We start from the raw sequence: 15,958 nt of genomic DNA on the forward strand, positions 1-15,958 counted from the left end.
CCTGCAAATAACAACCTGACACATGACATATTCTGTTAAGGAAGTGTTCCTCACGCTTCAGGGTGAAGGGGGACAAGCTGGCCGCGCCGCTATATTCTGCCGTTTTACAGGGTGTAACCTCTGGTCCGGTCGTGAGGCTGATCGCGCTACCGCCATATGCCAATTCTGTGACACTGATTTTATCGGGACAGATGGTGACGGTGGCGGCAAGTTTCCGACGGCTGATGATCTGGCCGCCCACATCAATGCGTTATGGCCGCAGTCAGACATAGACCATAAGTTGGTTGTTTTTACGGGTGGTGAACCCCTGCTCCAGCTTGACGACACGCTCATTCAAGCCATGCATCAGGCTGGCTTCAAAATCGCGGTTGAAAGCAACGGGACCGTTCAGGCGCCAGAGGGTATTGACTGGCTTTGTATCAGCCCCAAAGCGGGTGGAGAGCTTGTTCAAACTCAGGGCACGGAACTTAAATTGGTCTATCCTCAAAGCGGCATAGACCCGGCCTCACTCGAAACTCTGGATTTTCAGCAGTTCTGGCTACAACCTATGGATGGTCCCAATCAGGCAGATAATCTGCAGGCCGCCATTCGTTACTGCTTAAAGCACCCTAAATGGGGCCTCTCGCTCCAGACACATAAACTCACTGGTATTCCCTAAGTTATGGCCTTTCCAGAACACGCACAAACGGAATCAGCTCTTGTTCTCTTCTCTGGTGGGCAGGATTCCGCGACATGTCTTGCTTGGGCACTTGCTCGGTTTGGTCGGGTTGAGACCTTGGGTTTTGATTATGGGCAACGCCACGGCATAGAGTTGACCTGCCGGGAAACGCTACGAGAGGGTTTGAAGACTCAGAATGCACTATGGGCCGACAAGCTGGGCATGGACCACACGCTTGCTCTGGATGCTCTTGGGCAAGTTTCGGAAACAGCACTGACCCGTGATGCTGAAATTGCGATGGCAGACGGAGGGTTACCCAATACGTTTGTACCCGGCCGGAACATTATTTTTCTCACCTTTGCCGCAGCGCTGGCTGCCAGGCGGGGTATTCGGCACATCGTGACGGGTGTGTGTGAGACAGATTATTCCGGTTACCCAGATTGTCGGGATGACACAATAAAAGCGGTACAGGTTGCTCTCAACCTTGGCATGGATACACGGTTTGTCCTGCATACCCCTCTTATGTGGATCAATAAGGCTGAAACATGGGCGTTAGCGGAAGAACTGGGCGGGGATGATCTTGTGACCCTAGTTAACCGGGAAAGCCACACCTGTTATCTTGGGGACCGCACAACGCCTGTTCACCCATGGGGCCATGGATGCGGCCACTGCCCAGCCTGTGAGCTGCGGCGGGCTGGCTGGGAAGATTATTGCGCCAAAAAGGCTGGCCAGCATGCCTGACCTGGTTTTTACCCGGCGCTTTTCCATGGGCCACCGCTTGATTCATGGCGCGAGCGAGACCTGCGCCCTGCCCCATGGCCACAACGAATTTGTAACTGTTAAACTGTCTGCGACAAACCCCGTACGGTTGGATGGGCATGGCAACATGCCGGTATCTTTCCAGCGGGCAAAGTCGACCTGGCACCGTTTTGTAGATGAAAAACTGGACCATGCACTGCAACTTGCCGAGGATGATCCTCTGCTGGAGTGGTTTAGACAGCATGAACCCGAGCGTGCGCGCCGCATTGTGGTAACGCCAGGTGACCCTACAACCGAGCTCATGGTCTGCCTGCTTATGGCAAAAATAAACGCATTTTTGCTGGCGGATGAAAACCTACTGAAATGCGTAGAAGTTTCTTTGCAGGAAACCCCGACAAACACTGTAACTTTTAGCGGAAATCCTCAGGACTTCCTGCCTAGCCCGCGGCCATCCGCACTGTGCTGGTGGTATCGCCCAGACATGTCGATCTCTGACTTTACACAATAACACTTGGTTGTTTGTGCGGCGCTTTATTCGCCGCACATTACCTTTAATGAGACTGCTTACAGATCTTGCAGTTTCAAAGTCTGCGTCGTTTTGTCGCGCAGCGTCTTACACAAATCCAGATTATCCGACAGTTTTTGACCATATGACGGGACCATAGCTTTCAGCTTTGGCTCCCACTCAGCCAGTTTGCTGGCAAAGCATTTCTCTAGAACTGTCAGCATAATTGGGGCTGCGGTGGAGGCGCCCGGTGACGCTCCCAGCAATGCGGCAATAGAGCCATCTTTGCTGGCGACCACTTCAGTCCCAAATTGCAGGACGCCACCCTTTTTGGCATCTTTCTTGATAACCTGAACGCGCTGACCGGCAGTTACCAGTTCCCAGTCTTCCGATTTGGCATCTGGTACAAAATCTCGCAGGGCATTCATGCGCTCATCATTGGACTGCATCACCTGTTGAATCAGATAGCGCGTGAGCGGCCAGTTGTCTTTTGCAACGGCCAGCATTGCCCCCAGGTTTCCACCATTGATGGACTTAGGCAGGTCCATCAATGATCCCTGCTTCAGGAAGCGCGTAGAGAACCCTGCATACGGACCGAACAGTAGAGCCCGTTGACCATTGATAACGCGCGTATCCAAATGAGGAACGGACATGGGCGGCGCACCAACTGAGGCCTTGCCGTACACCTTGGCATGGTGTTGAGAAATAATGTCCGGGTTTTTGCACCGCAGGAACTGGCCGCTTACAGGGAAACCTCCAACACCGCGTGCTTCGGGAATACCGCTTTTCTGTAAAAGGGGAAGAGCGCCACCGCCACCACCAACAAAAACAAATTTTGCTTTCACGGTACGCTGCGTATTCTGGCGTAAATCCTGCACTTTAACGTGCCATAAACCGTCAGGCTCCTTTTTAAGGTCCAGCACTTCATGGCGTGTATGGAGTGTACAGGCTGGCGTGCTGGCCAAATATCCAAACAGTAAGCGCGTCAAAGCCCCAAAATTAACATCTGTTCCATTCAGGCTACGCGTCACAGCCAATTTTTGGCCGGGTTTGCGCGCCTTCATAACCAGAGGCATCCATTGGGCTAACTGAGCAGGATCTTCCGAATACTCCATTCCTTCAAACAGCGGATGCTGGCTTAACGCTTCATAGCGCTTACGCAGAAACTCAGTATTCGCGTCCCCCCATACAAAGCTCATATGCGGGACAGGAGTAATGAAGTCACGGGGGTTAGCAACAATCCCGGTTTCAGCGAGATAACTCCAGAACTGACGGGAGACCTGAAAGGCTTCGTTAACCACAACGGCCTTGCTGATATCAACGTGGCCGTCGGCTTGTTGGGGCGTGTAATTCAGTTCACATAAGGCGGAATGGCCTGTTCCAGCATTGTTCCACGCATCCGAACTTTCTTCCGCTACGTTATCAAGGCGCTCAAAAATGCTGATGCTCCAGTCAGGCTGAAGCTGCCGCAAAAAAGCGCCTAATGTGGCACTCATAACGCCGCCGCCAATTAGCACGACATCAGCAGAAGAAGCGGTACCGGTAGTAATGGAACTCATTCTTGGTCTCCGAATATTCAATTCCGCCCCGTTGCTCAGGCAAAGACTGTGCATGGCTGACTGGAGCCATGCCCCGCTTCACACATACATGCAAGCTGCCAAAATGGGAGAACTGCCTGTAGAAGTCCTCTTATGACACAGCTTTGCGGGCACGTTCTCCTCATCTCTCCGAGAGCGCAGCAGCAATGCACTGAACTCTTATCGAAAAGCAGCGTTATTTTGCACAGTCCAACCTGACGAGCGATAGAGAGGAAGAGAGTATGACCATTCATAAATACGGAACAGCACATTGGGAAGGCAGCATAAAGGAAGGCAAAGGCACGGTTTCAACAGAAAGCCATGCTCTGGACAATCAACCTTATGGCTTCAACACCCGCTTTGAAGGGAAGCCGGGCACAAACCCTGAAGAACTTCTGGGCGCTGCACATGCGGCCTGCTTTTCCATGGCTCTGTCGCTCATCTTGGGAGAAGCCAAGCTGACAGCCCAGTCCATAGATACCAAAGCGGTGGTCAGCCTTGATAAAACAGATGGCGGTTTTGAAATAAGCGCTGTTGCCCTGACACTAAAAGCCAACGTACCAGGTGCAACTCAGGAGCAGTTTCTTGAACTGGCAAACAAAGCCAAGACGGGCTGCCCTGTTTCTAAACTGTTCAAGGCAACAATCACGCTCGATGCACAGCTTGTGGGCTGAACTAGCCCACCTGCCCTCTGTGACGCAAAAGATGGTCTGCCAATACGCAGGCCATCATTGCTTCCCCTACAGGCACGGCACGTATCCCTACGCATGGGTCATGCCGACCTTTGGTAATAACGTCCTTTTCTTCACCGGCGCTGGTGATGGAAGGCACGGGCGTCAACATTGAACTGGTCGGCTTAACAGCAAAGCGGGCTACAACTGGTTGCCCACTTGAAATACCACCTAAAATACCGCCAGCATGATTAGCGCCAAAAGCCACATGACCATCCCGCATAAAAAGCGGGTCTGCGTTTTGCACACCAGTCAGTTCTGCTGAAGCAAAACCATCACCAATTTCAACACCTTTGACAGCATTGATGCTCATAAGAGCGGCTGCGAGGTCTGAGTCCAGCTTGCCATAAATAGGTGCCCCCAGCCCTGCTGGCACATTTTCCGCAACCAATTCGATGACTGCGCCAATAGAAAGACCATCTTTCCGAATACCGGCAAGATAGTCCTCCCACATAGGCACGCTTTTGGCATCTGGGCAGAAAAAGGGGTTACGCTCCACCTCATCCCAATCCCACTGCGCACGATCAATTTTATGCGGGCCAAGCTGAACCAGCGCACCACGAATAACGATGCCCTCACCCAGTATTTTGCGCGCAACAGCTCCAGCAGCAACCCGACAAGCGGTCTCCCGTGCGGAGGAACGCCCTCCGCCCCGGTAATCACGAATGCCGTATTTCAGGTCATATGTCAGGTCAGCATGACCCGGTCTGTAAGTCTGGGCGATATCCCCGTAATCGCGGGATCTCTGATCCGTATTTTCGATAACGAGGGAGATAGGAGTGCCGGTTGTTTGCCCTTCAAAGACACCGGAGAGAATGCGTACTGCATCTGGCTCTCTCCGTTGCGTGGTAAAAGCAGATTGCCCCGGACGACGGCGGTCAAGGAATGGTTGAATATCAGCTTCGGTCAGCGGGAGGCGCGGTGGGCAGCCATCAACTACACAGCCGATAGCAGGCCCGTGGCTTTCTCCCCAAGTGGTTACACGAAACAGGTGACCAAAGCTGTTGTACGACACGGTAGTTCCTTTATTCCCCGACGACGGAAATATCAGGCGCTGTCGGGTTTTTCATACCAACTGTATGGTACCCGCTATCCACGTGATGCACCTCACCCGTTACACCGGTCGAGAGGTCAGACAGCATGTACAGCCCGGCACCGCCCACTTCTTCCAACGCCACATTGCGCTCCAGCGGCGCGTTATACTGGTTCCATTTCAGAATATACCGGAAATCCCCAATACCGCTTGCAGCAAGGGTCTTGATAGGCCCGGCTGAAATAGCATTCACGCGGATAGAATCTTTACCAAGGTCAGCAGCCATATAGCGCACTGAAGCTTCCAGAGCAGCTTTTGCGACACCCATCACATTGTAATGCGGCATAACACGCTCTGCGCCAAGATAGCTCAAGGTCAGGAGTGAGCCACCTTTTTTCATCAACTTTGCAGCGCGCTGGGCTACGGCTGTGAAAGAATAGCAGGAAATATCAAGGGCCGTCAGAAAGGCATCACGCGGGGTGTCAACGTACCGTCCGCGCAGGTATTTTTTGTCTGCCCACCCAATAGCGTGCACAACAAAATCTATCTCACCCCATTCCTGCTCAAGGCGCTCGAACACTGCGTCAATTTTAGCATCGTTGGATACATCACAGGGGAGGACGAGAGATGAGCCAACGCTCTCTGCCAAAGGCTTTACCCGTTTACCCAAGGCCTCTCCTTGATAAGTAAACGCTAACTCACCACCCTGAGCAGCAACGGCACTGGCAATACCCCACGCGATAGACCGGTCATTGGCAACACCCATTACCAAGCCTTTTTTGCCCTGCATGAGTGTTCCACGGACTGGTAATGTGGTGTCCTGAGACGACATGTGCGAACCTCGCGCTGATCTGACATGAAACATGAATATAAAGAACTTCAGGGGTTGGTCGCATACCACAGCGATTGAGACAAGACCCCTCCCCCCTTTACCGCGGAAAACTGACAGATTTACGCCATTCATCGCCACAGTGCAGGCATGATGGAGTTGCACTTCCCACAATTTGTGAAACCGCGTTCAGGCAACCACTCCCCTTTGTCAGGTGTTAGGGATATGCTGCATGGGCAATGGGCTGCTCCTAACGGCAGCTCGGACGTTGGAAAGACCTGAGGCATGACTGAGCATTCCCCTTCCCACCTGCATGAGATGGACCACAACAAGACCCTGATTGATCTGGCGGCAGATCCTTTTGTTCTGTTCTCCGTCTGGATGAGCGAAGCGGAAAAAAGCGAGCCCTCCGACCCCAACGCCATGACGCTGGCAACCAGCACACCTGAAGGTCATCCGTCTGCACGGATTGTGCTTTTAAAGGGTGCTGATCGTAACGGCTTTGTTTTCTACACGAACCAACATAGCCGCAAGGGCGAGGAACTGGCTCAAAACCCTCATGTTGCCCTCCTTTTTCACTGGAAAAGCCTGCGCCGCCAAATTCGTATTGAAGGCACGGTTAGTCCGGTGACGCCAGAAGAAGCGGATGCTTATTTTGCGAGTCGTAGCCGCGTATCCCGTCTTGGAGCCATTGCTTCAGACCAGTCACGCCCTTTGCCTGACCGAGCGATATTTGAAGCACGCGTTAAGGAGGCGGAAGAACGTTACCCCCACGGCGAGATACCACGTCCGGCCAATTGGTCCGGCTACCGTGTGACCCCTGCTGCTTTTGAATTCTGGCAGGAGCGGCCGTACCGCCTGCATGATCGGGCACGATGGACGGCTGACCAGGAATCATGGTCAGCAACCCGCCTGTATCCGTAAAAGTTTATCTCAGCGTATCGTTATTGATTAAGGGAAAAATACAATGAAAGACGTAAGAAAAATTCTGCTTCCCTTGCCCAGCGTTTCCAATGCTGAAGCGGCCCTGACACGGGGATATAATTTTGCAAAGCGCTTTGGGGCACATCTTGCCGTGCTGCATGTACGCCCAGATGGTCGGGATATTGCTCCCATGGCCGGAGAAGGCCTGTCTGGCGCCATGGTGGAAGACCTTATGCGCTCCGCAGAACATGAAAGCGCTCACCATGCGCATGAAGTCCGCAAGCTGTTTGAGCGCTTTGCCGCAACTCATACAGACATAGAAGTTGTGCCGCCGCGTGCGCCTTTCCCATGGGACACGGCAAGCATGAGCTTTAACATTCTCTCCGGCGCTGAAAGTGAGATCATTCCGTCTCACGCACGTCTGTCTGACTTCACCCTCGTTCCTCACCCCGACTCAGGTGAAGACGTGTCTTCTTCCGAAACCCTGCATGCAGTTTTGTTTGATAGTGGGCGGCCTGTGGTCATTGCTCCGCAAACCCTCCCCAAGGGGCTTATCAAGCGCGTGTGTATCGGGTGGAACGGCACAGCAGAGTCTTCTTCCGCCCTCCGTGGCGCACTTGCCTGGGCGCTGACTGCGGAAGCAGTCCGTGTTCTGCATTGTGAGGATTATCAGCGCCGTGGGCCGAAAGCGCGCGATGTTGTGGATTATCTTGCTTTACACGGTATCAAGGCTGACGCCGTTGCATTCAGCCCCGTTGACCGCGATGTCGGCAAAGGGCTGATTACTGCCTGTAAGGATTTTGATGCGGACATGCTAGCAATGGGCGCTTACTCCCATTCCCGCCTACGTCAGCTTATTCTGGGTGGTGTGACACGCCATGTGCTCGAACACGCCGATCTGACTGTTCTGATGAGCCGTTGATTTTACAGAAATGGCCGTAGCATCCTGCGGCCATCTTCTCCTAGCTTATAGAGTGAACGTCATTCCGTCCCATGCGGGCTCAACACCTTCTGGCAAATGATCGATCATCCATTGCCAGTCCATATCTGTACCCATATGGGTGAGAATAATACGTTTGGGTTGGAGCCTTTGCTTCCATTCCAGCACACGATCAAGCCAGGCATGGGCGCAATGGGGGGCTCTCTGAAAACAGTCAACTATCCAAGTTTCTACGCCGGACAGGGCGTTTAATGCCGTGTCATCCAACTCAACGGCGTCAGTGCTGTAGGCAAAATTACCGTACCGCAGCCCACTTGACATGATACGTCCATGCCCTTGCTGGAATATGGTGAACGTATAGCCCGCCATTTCGAACTGCCCGACCTGCGGTAAAGGAGAGGCTTCAACTATAGCTCTAAAAAAGCTCGGCCCGGTCCATGGCTTGAACACATAATCAAATCTGGTCTGTATTTCAGCGAGAACATCTGGGCAACCGTATGCAGTGATCGGACCTTTTATAATCCGATTAATACCCCTTACCTCATCAAGCCCAGCGATATGGTCTGCGTGTGCATGTGTGTAAAAAATAGAACGGAACTGAGTTATACCGTTTGCCAACAACTGCGCACGGATGTCCGGCCCGGTATCAACCAGAATATTCTCACCATTCGGCATTTCCAGAAAAATAGAGGCGCGGCTCCTCCGGTTTCTTGGTTCAGACGGGTCACAATTTCCCCAAATACCGTGGCCTTCTTCGCCCCCAAGCATGGGCACACCAGCAGACCCACCGCACCCAAGAATGGTGACTTTCATAAACACTCCGTGCTGCTATCAGGCAGCCTTTCTGAATAACCGGAAAAAATTGTCTGTTGTCGTTTGCGTAAAGTCTTCCAGACTTTGCCCCCGCTCCTGTGCAAGACAGGCTGCCGTATAGGCAACATAAGAGGGTTCGTTACGCTTACCCCGTTTTGGAACCGGAGCAAGATAAGGCGAGTCCGTTTCCACCAGAATGCGTTCTAACGGCAACGCACGTGCAACGTCACGAAACTCACCACATTTAGGAAATGTCGCAATGCCGGAAAAACTGACATATCCGCCCAGTTCAACCACGCTCTGCGCCAAAGCGGCACTTGATGCAAAACAGTGGAGAAGAATAGGGAAAGGCCCTCTGGCCACCTCTTCCTGCAAGATACGCGCTACATCTTCATCTGCTTGTCGCGCATGAATAATTATAGGGATATTCAGTTCCCGCGCCGCATCAATATGCCGACGAAAACTGTCCTGCTGAAGCGGACGAACGGCCTCAGCGCCATGGAAATAATCCAGACCGCTCTCACCTATCCCAACCACTTCAGGCGCTTGCGCGATCTCGGCAATAGTTTCGACTGACGGGAGAGGCGCTTCTTCCACATGATCTGGGTGTGTACCAACCGTACACCATACACGCACATCCGGGCTGGAATAACGCGTCAAGGCTTTCTGCTGATGAGCACGGGCCAAGCGGGTGCCGATCGTCACCATACCGGTCACCCCGCCCGCCTTCGCGGCTGCCAGCAGAGCAGGGATTTCTTCATCCGTGAAATGATCAAGATGGCAGTGTGAGTCGATCAGACCCTTTTCTGGCATAACCACGTCCTTAAGCCTCAGGCAGTCTGTTCTTCAACATAACGCGGGAAAATACCCTGCGGCGCAGGGAGTTCCCGCCCGGCAGGCAGGAGCGTTTCCAGTGCGGCAAAGCTGCGTTCACTGTCCGTCACACCAAGCTGAGTGAGCATACGCTCCATGCTATGCGGCATGAACGGCTGCAGAACAGTTGCTATACCCCGCAAAACATCCAGCAACACACGTAGCACATCGTTCATGCGCTCTGGATCGGTCTTCTTGAGGGCCCAGGGGGCCTGATGGTCAATATACGCATTCCCGGCACGGATAACCTTCCAGACATCTTCCAGCGCGTCTGTCAGAGCACAGCGCTCCATTTGCGTGGCCATGAGGGAAGGCAGAAGGGCAACCTGACCGAGTATCTGGCTGTCTTCGTCCGTCAGGGTGCGGCGTTCTGGCACGATACCGCCACAGTTACGCGCGACCAGAGACAGGGTGCGCTGACAAAGATTGCCAAGGTCATTGGCCAACTCAACGTTGTTCCGCATGATCAGGGACTTGCGTGACAGGTCACTATCCCCGCCAAACGGCACTTCACGCAACAGAAAGAAGCGTACGGCATCCAGCCCGAATTCTTTAACAAGATCGCGCGGGTCAACAACATTACCCAAAGATTTGCTCATTTTCTGGCCCTCTACGGTCCACCAGCCATTCGCAAAAATCTTTTTAGGCACCTCAATGCCAGCAGCCATCAGGAAGGCTGGCCAATACACGGCATGGAAGCGCGCAATATCTTTACCAACCAGATGCAGGCTCGCGGGCCAAAAAGCGGCTTTGGGTGCATCTGTATTCGGGTAGTCCAGCGCACTCAGATAGTTTGCCAGAGCATCAAACCACACATACATCACATGTGCTTCGTCACCCGGAACGGGGATGCCCCATTTGAAGCTGGTGCGGCTGACTGAAAGGTCCCGCAGCCCCTGCTTGACGAAACTGATGATTTCCCGTCGCGCCCCGGTCGGGCCTAGAAATTCTGGGTGTGCCTCGTAAAGAGCCAACAGCTTGTCCTGATAGTCAGACAGCTTAAAGAAGTAGGAAGGCTCCTTCACCCACTCTACAGGCGCACCTGTCGGTGCGACCTTATTACCCTGCGCATCGGAAACAAGTTCATCTTCACCGTAGAAACACTCATCGCGCAGTGCATACCAGCCTTCATAGGCCCCCAGATAAATTGCGCCGCTTTCTGCAACTTTTTCCCAGAGGGCTTGGGCTGATTTGATATGCCGTGGCTCGGTCGTACGAATGAAGTCATCGTAGGATATGGCCATGCTGTCTGCCATATCCCGGAAATTGGCAGAGATGGTGTCAACAAAAGCCTTTGGCTCAACACCTGCTGTCTGGGCAGCCTGTTCTACTTTCTGACCGTGCTCATCCGTACCGGTCAGAAAAAATACATCATGCCCTGACAGGCGATGGAAACGTGCCAGAACATCCGCGGCGATAGACGTGTAAGCATGCCCGATATGGGGCGCACCATTCACATAATAGATGGGGGTCGTAACATAAAAACGGGCGGTCATGCTTTACTCGCGATGGTCATGGCTTCGAGAAGAGTTTCCTGTTTATCGAGATTGAAGCGTTCCGTCTCGCTCTGAAGGCGCATAATGGCCTCCCATGCCTGAGCAAAACGGGCAGCTTCAGCGTTGCCCCTTCGGGCCGCAGTTCGAGCACACTCTTGAAGTGTGTCTGATAACAGGCTGAAAAATAAATTAAAACCGTCTTCCTTACGCAAAACAGTTTCAGCAATATCGTAAGACTGGCCGACAGAAACACCGGAAAGAATTTTCTCGACCAGTGCGGCCATACGGCCTCCCTCGTCCGCTAACAGAGCCAAAGCTCTCCCGACCGCACCGTGTGCTCCGGCTACACTCCGTTGCAACTCATCGTCCGCGATATCTGGGACAGCCTGCCTTACAATATGCCGAACATCTTCCGTACTCAGGGGAGCAAGTTCCAATCGGCGGCAGCGGCTTCTGATCGTTGGCAGCAGGCGGCCGGGGGCGGAAGACGTCAGCAACAATACGGCCTTGGGCGGTGGTTCTTCCAGAATTTTCAACAACGCATTGGCGGCGCTGCGGTTAAGCCATTCTGCACCATCAATTATGACAACGCGCCACCCGCCTTCAGCCGCAGTCCGGTGCAGGAAAGCCGTGATAGGCCGAACATCGTCGGCCACAATCTCCCCTCTGTAGCGCTGTCTTTTTTCATCGTAACTGCGTTGAACCACCAGAAGATCGGCATGAGTTGCAGCCGAAATGCGCCGCCCTTCTGGGCTTGAAGGGTCTTCTCCGCCCAAAACTGCTCGCGCAAGACGAAAGGCAAAAGTTGCCTTTCCTATTCCCGGAGCGCCTGTAATCAGCCAAGCATGTGGCAAGCGCCCTGATGCCAAAGCGGCACGAAAAACACCTGATGCGGCCTGATGCCCCCGGAGGGCAAGAGAAGCAATCCTTGGGTCTTGCTGCATGACCTAACCCGACTGAAGACGCTGGCGAATCTCTTTTACGATAAGGCTATTTATCTCTTCTGGAGACACCCCGTGCGCCTTAATGCGCTTCACACGGTGTGGATTTTGTTCGGCTATTGTCTGAAACCCATGCAGCACACGTGCATGAAACGCCTCATCTGACTGCTCATAGCGGTCTGTCGGTGCGCCGCGTGCAGCCAACCGCAGCCGGGCAACATCTCGTGGGGCCTCAAGCAGAAAGGTAAGGTCTGGGTCGCGCCCCAGATGAGCCTGCAAGGCGTTGATTAAATCCAGTGTCTCCGCGTGCCCATTGGCACGCCCGTAGCCTTGGTAAGCCATTGTCGAGTCTGTAAAGCGATCACAGATAACAACCGTGCCTGCTTCCAGCGCGGGGTTAATGACCTGGTCAATGTGATCATACCGTGCAGCAAAATGTGTCAGGATTTCCGACCGCTGAGAGAGCGGATGTTTGCCAAACAGCAAAACCTGCCGCAGATCTTCAGCACCGGGGGAGCCTCCTGGCTCCCGCGTTGTCAGAACAGTGACACCCAAAGACTGCAATGCTGACTGAAGGAGCTTGAGCTGAGTGGACTTTCCAACCCCCTCTCCCCCTTCCAGCGTAACGAATAAACTTTTCTGCATGGTCTAGAGGTGCAACCGGCGCGCAGCCCGACCAAGCAGGCCCAGTGCTGGAACATCCTGCCCTACAACAACGGGCAGAGACGCCTGCCGCCCTCCGGGCAATGTCACCGTCACCTGCCCCACGGATTGACCTGCCTTGAGAGGAGCCGCGAGTGGCCCCTGATAATCGAGGGCAACATGTGTGCCACTCCGCCAGCCATGTGGCAGCAGCATCGTCAGGTCCTGTGACACCACCAGAGGGACTGTCTGGCTTTGCCCCATCCACACGGGAGCCTGCTCTATGACATCGCCCTTATTAAGAATTTTTGCAGATTCAAAATTGGCAAATGACCACCCAAGCAGACGCTCACTTTCACGCGCACGGACGTGGTCGGAGGGCATGCCGTTCAGCGCCATAACAATACGCCGCCCGTCACGCAGGGCAGACGCACACAGGCCAAACCCACCCGCATCTGTATGACCAGTCTTGAGGCCATCAGCCAGACCTTTAACAACCAGAGAGTTCCGGTTTTCCTGACGGATCTTGTTAAAGAAAAACTCTTTTTCAGAGAAGTAGTGGTAATATTCTGGAAAGTCATGAACCAGACGCAGCGCCAGATAAGCAACGTCCCGCGCGCTCATGTAATGATTATCAGCAGGCCAGCCTGTTGCATTCATGAAGTGTGTATTATGCAGGCCTAGCTTGGCTGCCGTGTCATTCATGACCGCAACAAACTGCTCTTCAGACCCTGAAATACCTTCGGCCAGAACAATGCAGGCATCATTCCCGGACTGGATAACCGTACCCTGAATAAGGTCCTGAACCGGCACACTCTGCCCTAGGGGCACAAACATGCGTGACCCTTGCATACGCCATGCTTTTTCACTGACCGGCAAAGCCTGATCCAGCTTCAGGCGGCCAGCACGCAACATTGAGAAGGTGACATACGCCGTCATCATCTTTGTTAACGATGAAGGAGGCATACGCTCATCTGCTGCTTTTTCCAGCAATGTGGCACCGCTGTTATAATCCAGGATGCATGCCCAGCGTGCAACAGTATCAACCGGACCGACCGGCGTAGATGCCGGGGCGTCTGCCACGGTGGACGCTGCCGCAGGGGGAGCAGCAGCCGCAGCTACAGGATGCGCCGGAGCTTTATGCCCTTTACGGGCATAAGCTGTCAGAGCAGAACCACTGGAAACAAGGGCAGCGCCCCCTGCAAGAAGAAACCGGCGAGTGTGCACGTTCTTTCCTATTCAACGACGATATGAGATCCGGTCAAACCAGCAGCAAGAGAACGCTTCAGGGCCGCATCCGCCTCGCTTATAGTCGCAAAAGGGCCGTGCCGCACAGCCCACATTTTTTCTTGACCAACAAAAGCAGCCACAACCGTGGCGCCCTCACGCGCGGCTTCCCTTGCTGCTGTATAGCGTGAGGTAAAATCTGTCGTTTCAACCCACAAATGGGTCTGCCTTGGCATACCCTGCCGCCACGTAGCTGGCAGATCCGCAAGCAACTGGGACGCATCGGCTGTAGCGCCGGAGGTTTCTTGCACTGGGGTTGAAGCGCCACCTTGCCCCGCAGCCATATGCGCCTGCGGACCGGTCAATTGAGTCTGCTGAACCTGCTCCAGCGGCGCTGTATTGATTTGCAATACCGGGCCACCGGGGAGCAATTCCGCCAGATGTCGGCTCGCAAGCTCATCCACGACAATGCTGACGCGTGCCGGGCCAGCCCCCATTCCAAGCAAGTCCGCCACTTTGGGGGTCACGCCAAGAATACGACCAGACTGGGATGGGCCACGGTCATTTATGCGCAGCCTGACCTCCCGACCGTTTTCAAGGTTGGTCACTGTTACAAGGGCAGGCAATTGAAGTGTGGGATGGCTTGCCGTCATGCTGAGAGCACTACGTACCTCTCCGTCAGTCGTGAGAGGCGCAGCCTTCTTTATTGGCGGCTGCCTGACTGCAAGGCCTGTTGCCTGGTAAGAAAAATCCTCGCGGGGATAGACCCAGATGCCATCGCTCTGTTGCCACGCCTGCCCCACCACATAATGCGGTGCAGGCTTAACTTTATTGGGCGCAGGAGGGGAGCACGCAGCAACCCCCAGGCAGCAGAAAAGAACAGCCTTTTTCACACTATGGCACTTCCCAGAAGACCCACACCCAACGCGTAGAAATCGGAGGGATTGTAACGACGGATCACGTTAAAATTGTGGTAAACAAGATAGGCCTCACCGTCTATGCCATCCGGGCATATCACTGCGCCGTCCATATCGGCATGACCAAACTGCCCACCCAGAACAGGTTGAACGCCAATCCCGGCCCAGTAAGACACAGGCTTAACAACTGTACGCCCAATCTGCCCAACAGTCAGAGCCGCAGGAACCCGAACTGCCTCCCCCCATGGCTCTCCGGCACGCCACCCACACTTTGCAAGGTAATTGGCGATAGACGCAAAGACATCAGGCTCGTTTGTCCAGATGTCACGACGGCCACCGGCGGGATAACTGGCGGCGTACCGCTCATAAGCGCTGGGCATAAATTGTGGCTGCCCCATAGCGCCAGCATAACTGCCCAACATACCGGCTGGCGTAATATCACCCTGATTGAGAATATGGAGGGCTTTGAACAACTCTGAACGGAAAAACGCCGAGCGGCGACCATCATAGGCCAGCGTGGCAAGAGAATCGATCACATGATATGTGCCCGTTTTCACGCCGTAAGCAGATTCCAGCCCCCATATTCCTGCAATAGCGGCTTCATCCACCCCATACTCAGTACTGATGGCACGCAGAATGGAGCGCCGTTTCGCAACTGCGGCCTGACCATCCGTTATTTTTTTGTTCGTAATAACGCGATCTTTGTACTTGGCCCATGTCATGGTGAACTCAGGCTGGTGCCGATCCGCCTTAATAACAGATGCATTCGGCTGCCTGGTCAAAGACAACGCGTCGTCCACTATAGAGGCGTTCATCCCCTTCTGTATGGCCTCACGCCGTACACCAGCCAGAAAGGTTTCATAGCTTTGTGTTGCAGCCGGTGCAGGCGCTTTTTGAAGAGCCTTTGCAACAGCTTTTCCGGCAACCGCTGGCAAAGCCATGCTGGACACCGCACCACAGACGAGCATTCTTCTTTTAAGCATCATGGACCAGTTCTGTTGGTTTTTGCGTTCATTTCTTTCTTGTATAAGCGTCTTTTATAAAAGGCGCGCTACCTATTTTAGTGTTTCTCTACGCCTAACCTGCTCTTGAT

The 15,958-nt window shown here is 53.8% G+C and carries 17 protein-coding genes; 6 read left to right on the forward strand and 11 right to left on the reverse strand.

The window, feature by feature from the left end:
• Nucleotides 1-22: 22 nt before the first annotated feature.
• The 3 genes from queE to Abci_RS11375 are packed head-to-tail and all read left to right on the forward strand — an operon-like array spanning nt 23 to nt 1,925.
• On the forward strand, nt 23-658 hold the full coding sequence (queE, locus tag Abci_RS11365) for a 7-carboxy-7-deazaguanine synthase (RefSeq protein ID WP_048839288.1): 636 nt from the start codon (nt 23-25) through the stop codon (nt 656-658).
• Nucleotides 659-661: 3 nt separating this feature from the next.
• Nucleotides 662-1,399, forward strand: coding sequence for a 7-cyano-7-deazaguanine synthase QueC (gene queC, locus Abci_RS11370; protein WP_048839289.1), 738 nt, complete (start codon nt 662-664; stop codon nt 1,397-1,399).
• The gene (locus Abci_RS11375) at nt 1,392-1,925 is read left to right on the forward strand and encodes a 6-pyruvoyl trahydropterin synthase family protein (RefSeq protein WP_048839290.1); all 534 of its coding nucleotides are present in this window, start codon (nt 1,392-1,394) and stop codon (nt 1,923-1,925) included. The genes queC and Abci_RS11375 overlap by 8 nt, the downstream gene beginning before the upstream one ends.
• Nucleotides 1,926-1,981: 56 nt before the next feature.
• Here the strand turns inward: Abci_RS11375 and Abci_RS11380 are convergent, their stop codons facing one another.
• The gene (locus Abci_RS11380) at nt 1,982-3,481 is read right to left on the reverse strand and encodes a malate:quinone oxidoreductase (RefSeq protein ID WP_048839291.1); all 1,500 of its coding nucleotides are present in this window, start codon (nt 3,479-3,481) and stop codon (nt 1,982-1,984) included.
• A gap of 260 nt (nt 3,482-3,741) precedes the next feature.
• Here Abci_RS11380 and Abci_RS11385 point away from each other — a divergent pair, with 260 nt between their 5' ends.
• Nucleotides 3,742-4,173: an OsmC family protein gene (locus tag Abci_RS11385; RefSeq protein ID WP_048839292.1), complete on the forward strand. Its 432-nt coding sequence runs from the start codon at nt 3,742-3,744 to the stop codon at nt 4,171-4,173.
• A gap of 1 nt (nt 4,174) precedes the next feature.
• Here Abci_RS11385 and aroC read toward each other — a convergent pair whose 3' ends face one another.
• Together aroC and fabI are read right to left on the reverse strand one after the other, a co-directional pair.
• On the reverse strand, nt 4,175-5,245 hold the full coding sequence (gene aroC, locus Abci_RS11390; RefSeq protein WP_048839293.1) for a chorismate synthase: 1,071 nt from the start codon (nt 5,243-5,245) through the stop codon (nt 4,175-4,177).
• Between the two features lie 10 nt (nt 5,246-5,255).
• Nucleotides 5,256-6,095 carry an enoyl-ACP reductase FabI gene (gene fabI, locus Abci_RS11395; RefSeq protein ID WP_048839294.1) on the reverse strand — a complete coding sequence of 280 codons (840 nt, stop codon included), beginning with the start codon at nt 6,093-6,095 and terminating at the stop codon, nt 5,256-5,258.
• A gap of 282 nt (nt 6,096-6,377) precedes the next feature.
• Between fabI and pdxH the strand changes: the two genes are divergently transcribed.
• Together pdxH and Abci_RS11405 are read left to right on the forward strand one after the other, a co-directional pair.
• On the forward strand, nt 6,378-7,016 hold the full coding sequence (gene pdxH / locus Abci_RS11400) for a pyridoxamine 5'-phosphate oxidase (protein ID WP_048839295.1): 639 nt from the start codon (nt 6,378-6,380) through the stop codon (nt 7,014-7,016).
• Between the two features lie 43 nt (nt 7,017-7,059).
• Complete coding sequence (locus Abci_RS11405; RefSeq protein WP_048839296.1) at nt 7,060-7,938, forward strand: universal stress protein; 879 nt, start codon at nt 7,060-7,062, stop codon at nt 7,936-7,938.
• Between the two features lie 45 nt (nt 7,939-7,983).
• On the opposite strand, the gene Abci_RS11410 is transcribed toward Abci_RS11405, so the two are convergent.
• The 8 genes from Abci_RS11410 to Abci_RS11445 are packed head-to-tail and all read right to left on the reverse strand — an operon-like array spanning nt 7,984 to nt 15,848.
• Nucleotides 7,984-8,769, reverse strand: a complete 786-nt coding sequence (locus Abci_RS11410; protein WP_048839297.1) for an MBL fold metallo-hydrolase — start codon at nt 8,767-8,769, stop codon at nt 7,984-7,986.
• Between the two features lie 18 nt (nt 8,770-8,787).
• The gene (locus tag Abci_RS11415) at nt 8,788-9,582 is read right to left on the reverse strand and encodes a TatD family hydrolase (protein ID WP_048839298.1); all 795 of its coding nucleotides are present in this window, start codon (nt 9,580-9,582) and stop codon (nt 8,788-8,790) included.
• Between the two features lie 17 nt (nt 9,583-9,599).
• The gene (gene metG, locus Abci_RS11420) at nt 9,600-11,138 is read right to left on the reverse strand and encodes a methionine--tRNA ligase (RefSeq protein ID WP_048839299.1); all 1,539 of its coding nucleotides are present in this window, start codon (nt 11,136-11,138) and stop codon (nt 9,600-9,602) included.
• Nucleotides 11,135-12,082, reverse strand: a complete 948-nt coding sequence (locus Abci_RS11425; protein WP_048839300.1) for a DNA polymerase III subunit delta' — start codon at nt 12,080-12,082, stop codon at nt 11,135-11,137. Before Abci_RS11425 ends, metG begins: the two co-directional genes overlap by 4 nt.
• A 3-nt stretch (nt 12,083-12,085) precedes the next feature.
• Nucleotides 12,086-12,724, reverse strand: a complete 639-nt coding sequence (tmk, locus tag Abci_RS11430) for a dTMP kinase (protein ID WP_048839301.1) — start codon at nt 12,722-12,724, stop codon at nt 12,086-12,088.
• 3 nt (nt 12,725-12,727) lie between these two features.
• Nucleotides 12,728-13,948: a D-alanyl-D-alanine carboxypeptidase family protein gene (locus Abci_RS11435; RefSeq protein WP_048839302.1), complete on the reverse strand. Its 1,221-nt coding sequence runs from the start codon at nt 13,946-13,948 to the stop codon at nt 12,728-12,730.
• Between the two features lie 8 nt (nt 13,949-13,956).
• Nucleotides 13,957-14,841, reverse strand: a complete 885-nt coding sequence (locus tag Abci_RS11440) for a septal ring lytic transglycosylase RlpA family protein (RefSeq protein ID WP_048839303.1) — start codon at nt 14,839-14,841, stop codon at nt 13,957-13,959.
• Nucleotides 14,838-15,848, reverse strand: a complete 1,011-nt coding sequence (locus tag Abci_RS11445) for a lytic murein transglycosylase (RefSeq protein WP_048839412.1) — start codon at nt 15,846-15,848, stop codon at nt 14,838-14,840. Before Abci_RS11445 ends, Abci_RS11440 begins: the two co-directional genes overlap by 4 nt.
• Between the last annotated feature and the right edge of the window lie 110 nt (nt 15,849-15,958).

This window comes from Acetobacter cibinongensis (assembly GCF_000963925.1).
GTDB lineage: Bacteria > Pseudomonadota > Alphaproteobacteria > Acetobacterales > Acetobacteraceae > Acetobacter > Acetobacter cibinongensis.

Bases quoted from the DNA above. Each gene is read 5' to 3' on its own strand.
- Abci_RS11410 (WP_048839297.1), bottom strand. From the start codon at position 8,769: ATGAAAGTCACCATTCTTGGGTGCGGTGGGTCTGCTGGTGTGCCCATG.
- Abci_RS11405 (WP_048839296.1), top strand. From the start codon at position 7,060: ATGAAAGACGTAAGAAAAATTCTGCTTCCCTTGCCCAGCGTTTCCAAT.
- tmk (WP_048839301.1), bottom strand. From the start codon at position 12,724: ATGCAGAAAAGTTTATTCGTTACGCTGGAAGGGGGAGAGGGGGTTGGA.
- Abci_RS11375 (WP_048839290.1), top strand. From the start codon at position 1,392: ATGCCTGACCTGGTTTTTACCCGGCGCTTTTCCATGGGCCACCGCTTG.
- fabI (WP_048839294.1), bottom strand. From the start codon at position 6,095: ATGTCGTCTCAGGACACCACATTACCAGTCCGTGGAACACTCATGCAG.
- pdxH (WP_048839295.1), top strand. From the start codon at position 6,378: ATGACTGAGCATTCCCCTTCCCACCTGCATGAGATGGACCACAACAAG.
- queE (WP_048839288.1), top strand. From the start codon at position 23: ATGACATATTCTGTTAAGGAAGTGTTCCTCACGCTTCAGGGTGAAGGG.
- Abci_RS11415 (WP_048839298.1), bottom strand. From the start codon at position 9,582: ATGCCAGAAAAGGGTCTGATCGACTCACACTGCCATCTTGATCATTTC.
- queC (WP_048839289.1), top strand. From the start codon at position 662: ATGGCCTTTCCAGAACACGCACAAACGGAATCAGCTCTTGTTCTCTTC.
- Abci_RS11380 (WP_048839291.1), bottom strand. From the start codon at position 3,481: ATGAGTTCCATTACTACCGGTACCGCTTCTTCTGCTGATGTCGTGCTA.
- Abci_RS11445 (WP_048839412.1), bottom strand. From the start codon at position 15,848: ATGCTTAAAAGAAGAATGCTCGTCTGTGGTGCGGTGTCCAGCATGGCT.
- metG (WP_048839299.1), bottom strand. From the start codon at position 11,138: ATGACCGCCCGTTTTTATGTTACGACCCCCATCTATTATGTGAATGGT.
- Abci_RS11385 (WP_048839292.1), top strand. From the start codon at position 3,742: ATGACCATTCATAAATACGGAACAGCACATTGGGAAGGCAGCATAAAG.
- Abci_RS11425 (WP_048839300.1), bottom strand. From the start codon at position 12,082: ATGCAGCAAGACCCAAGGATTGCTTCTCTTGCCCTCCGGGGGCATCAG.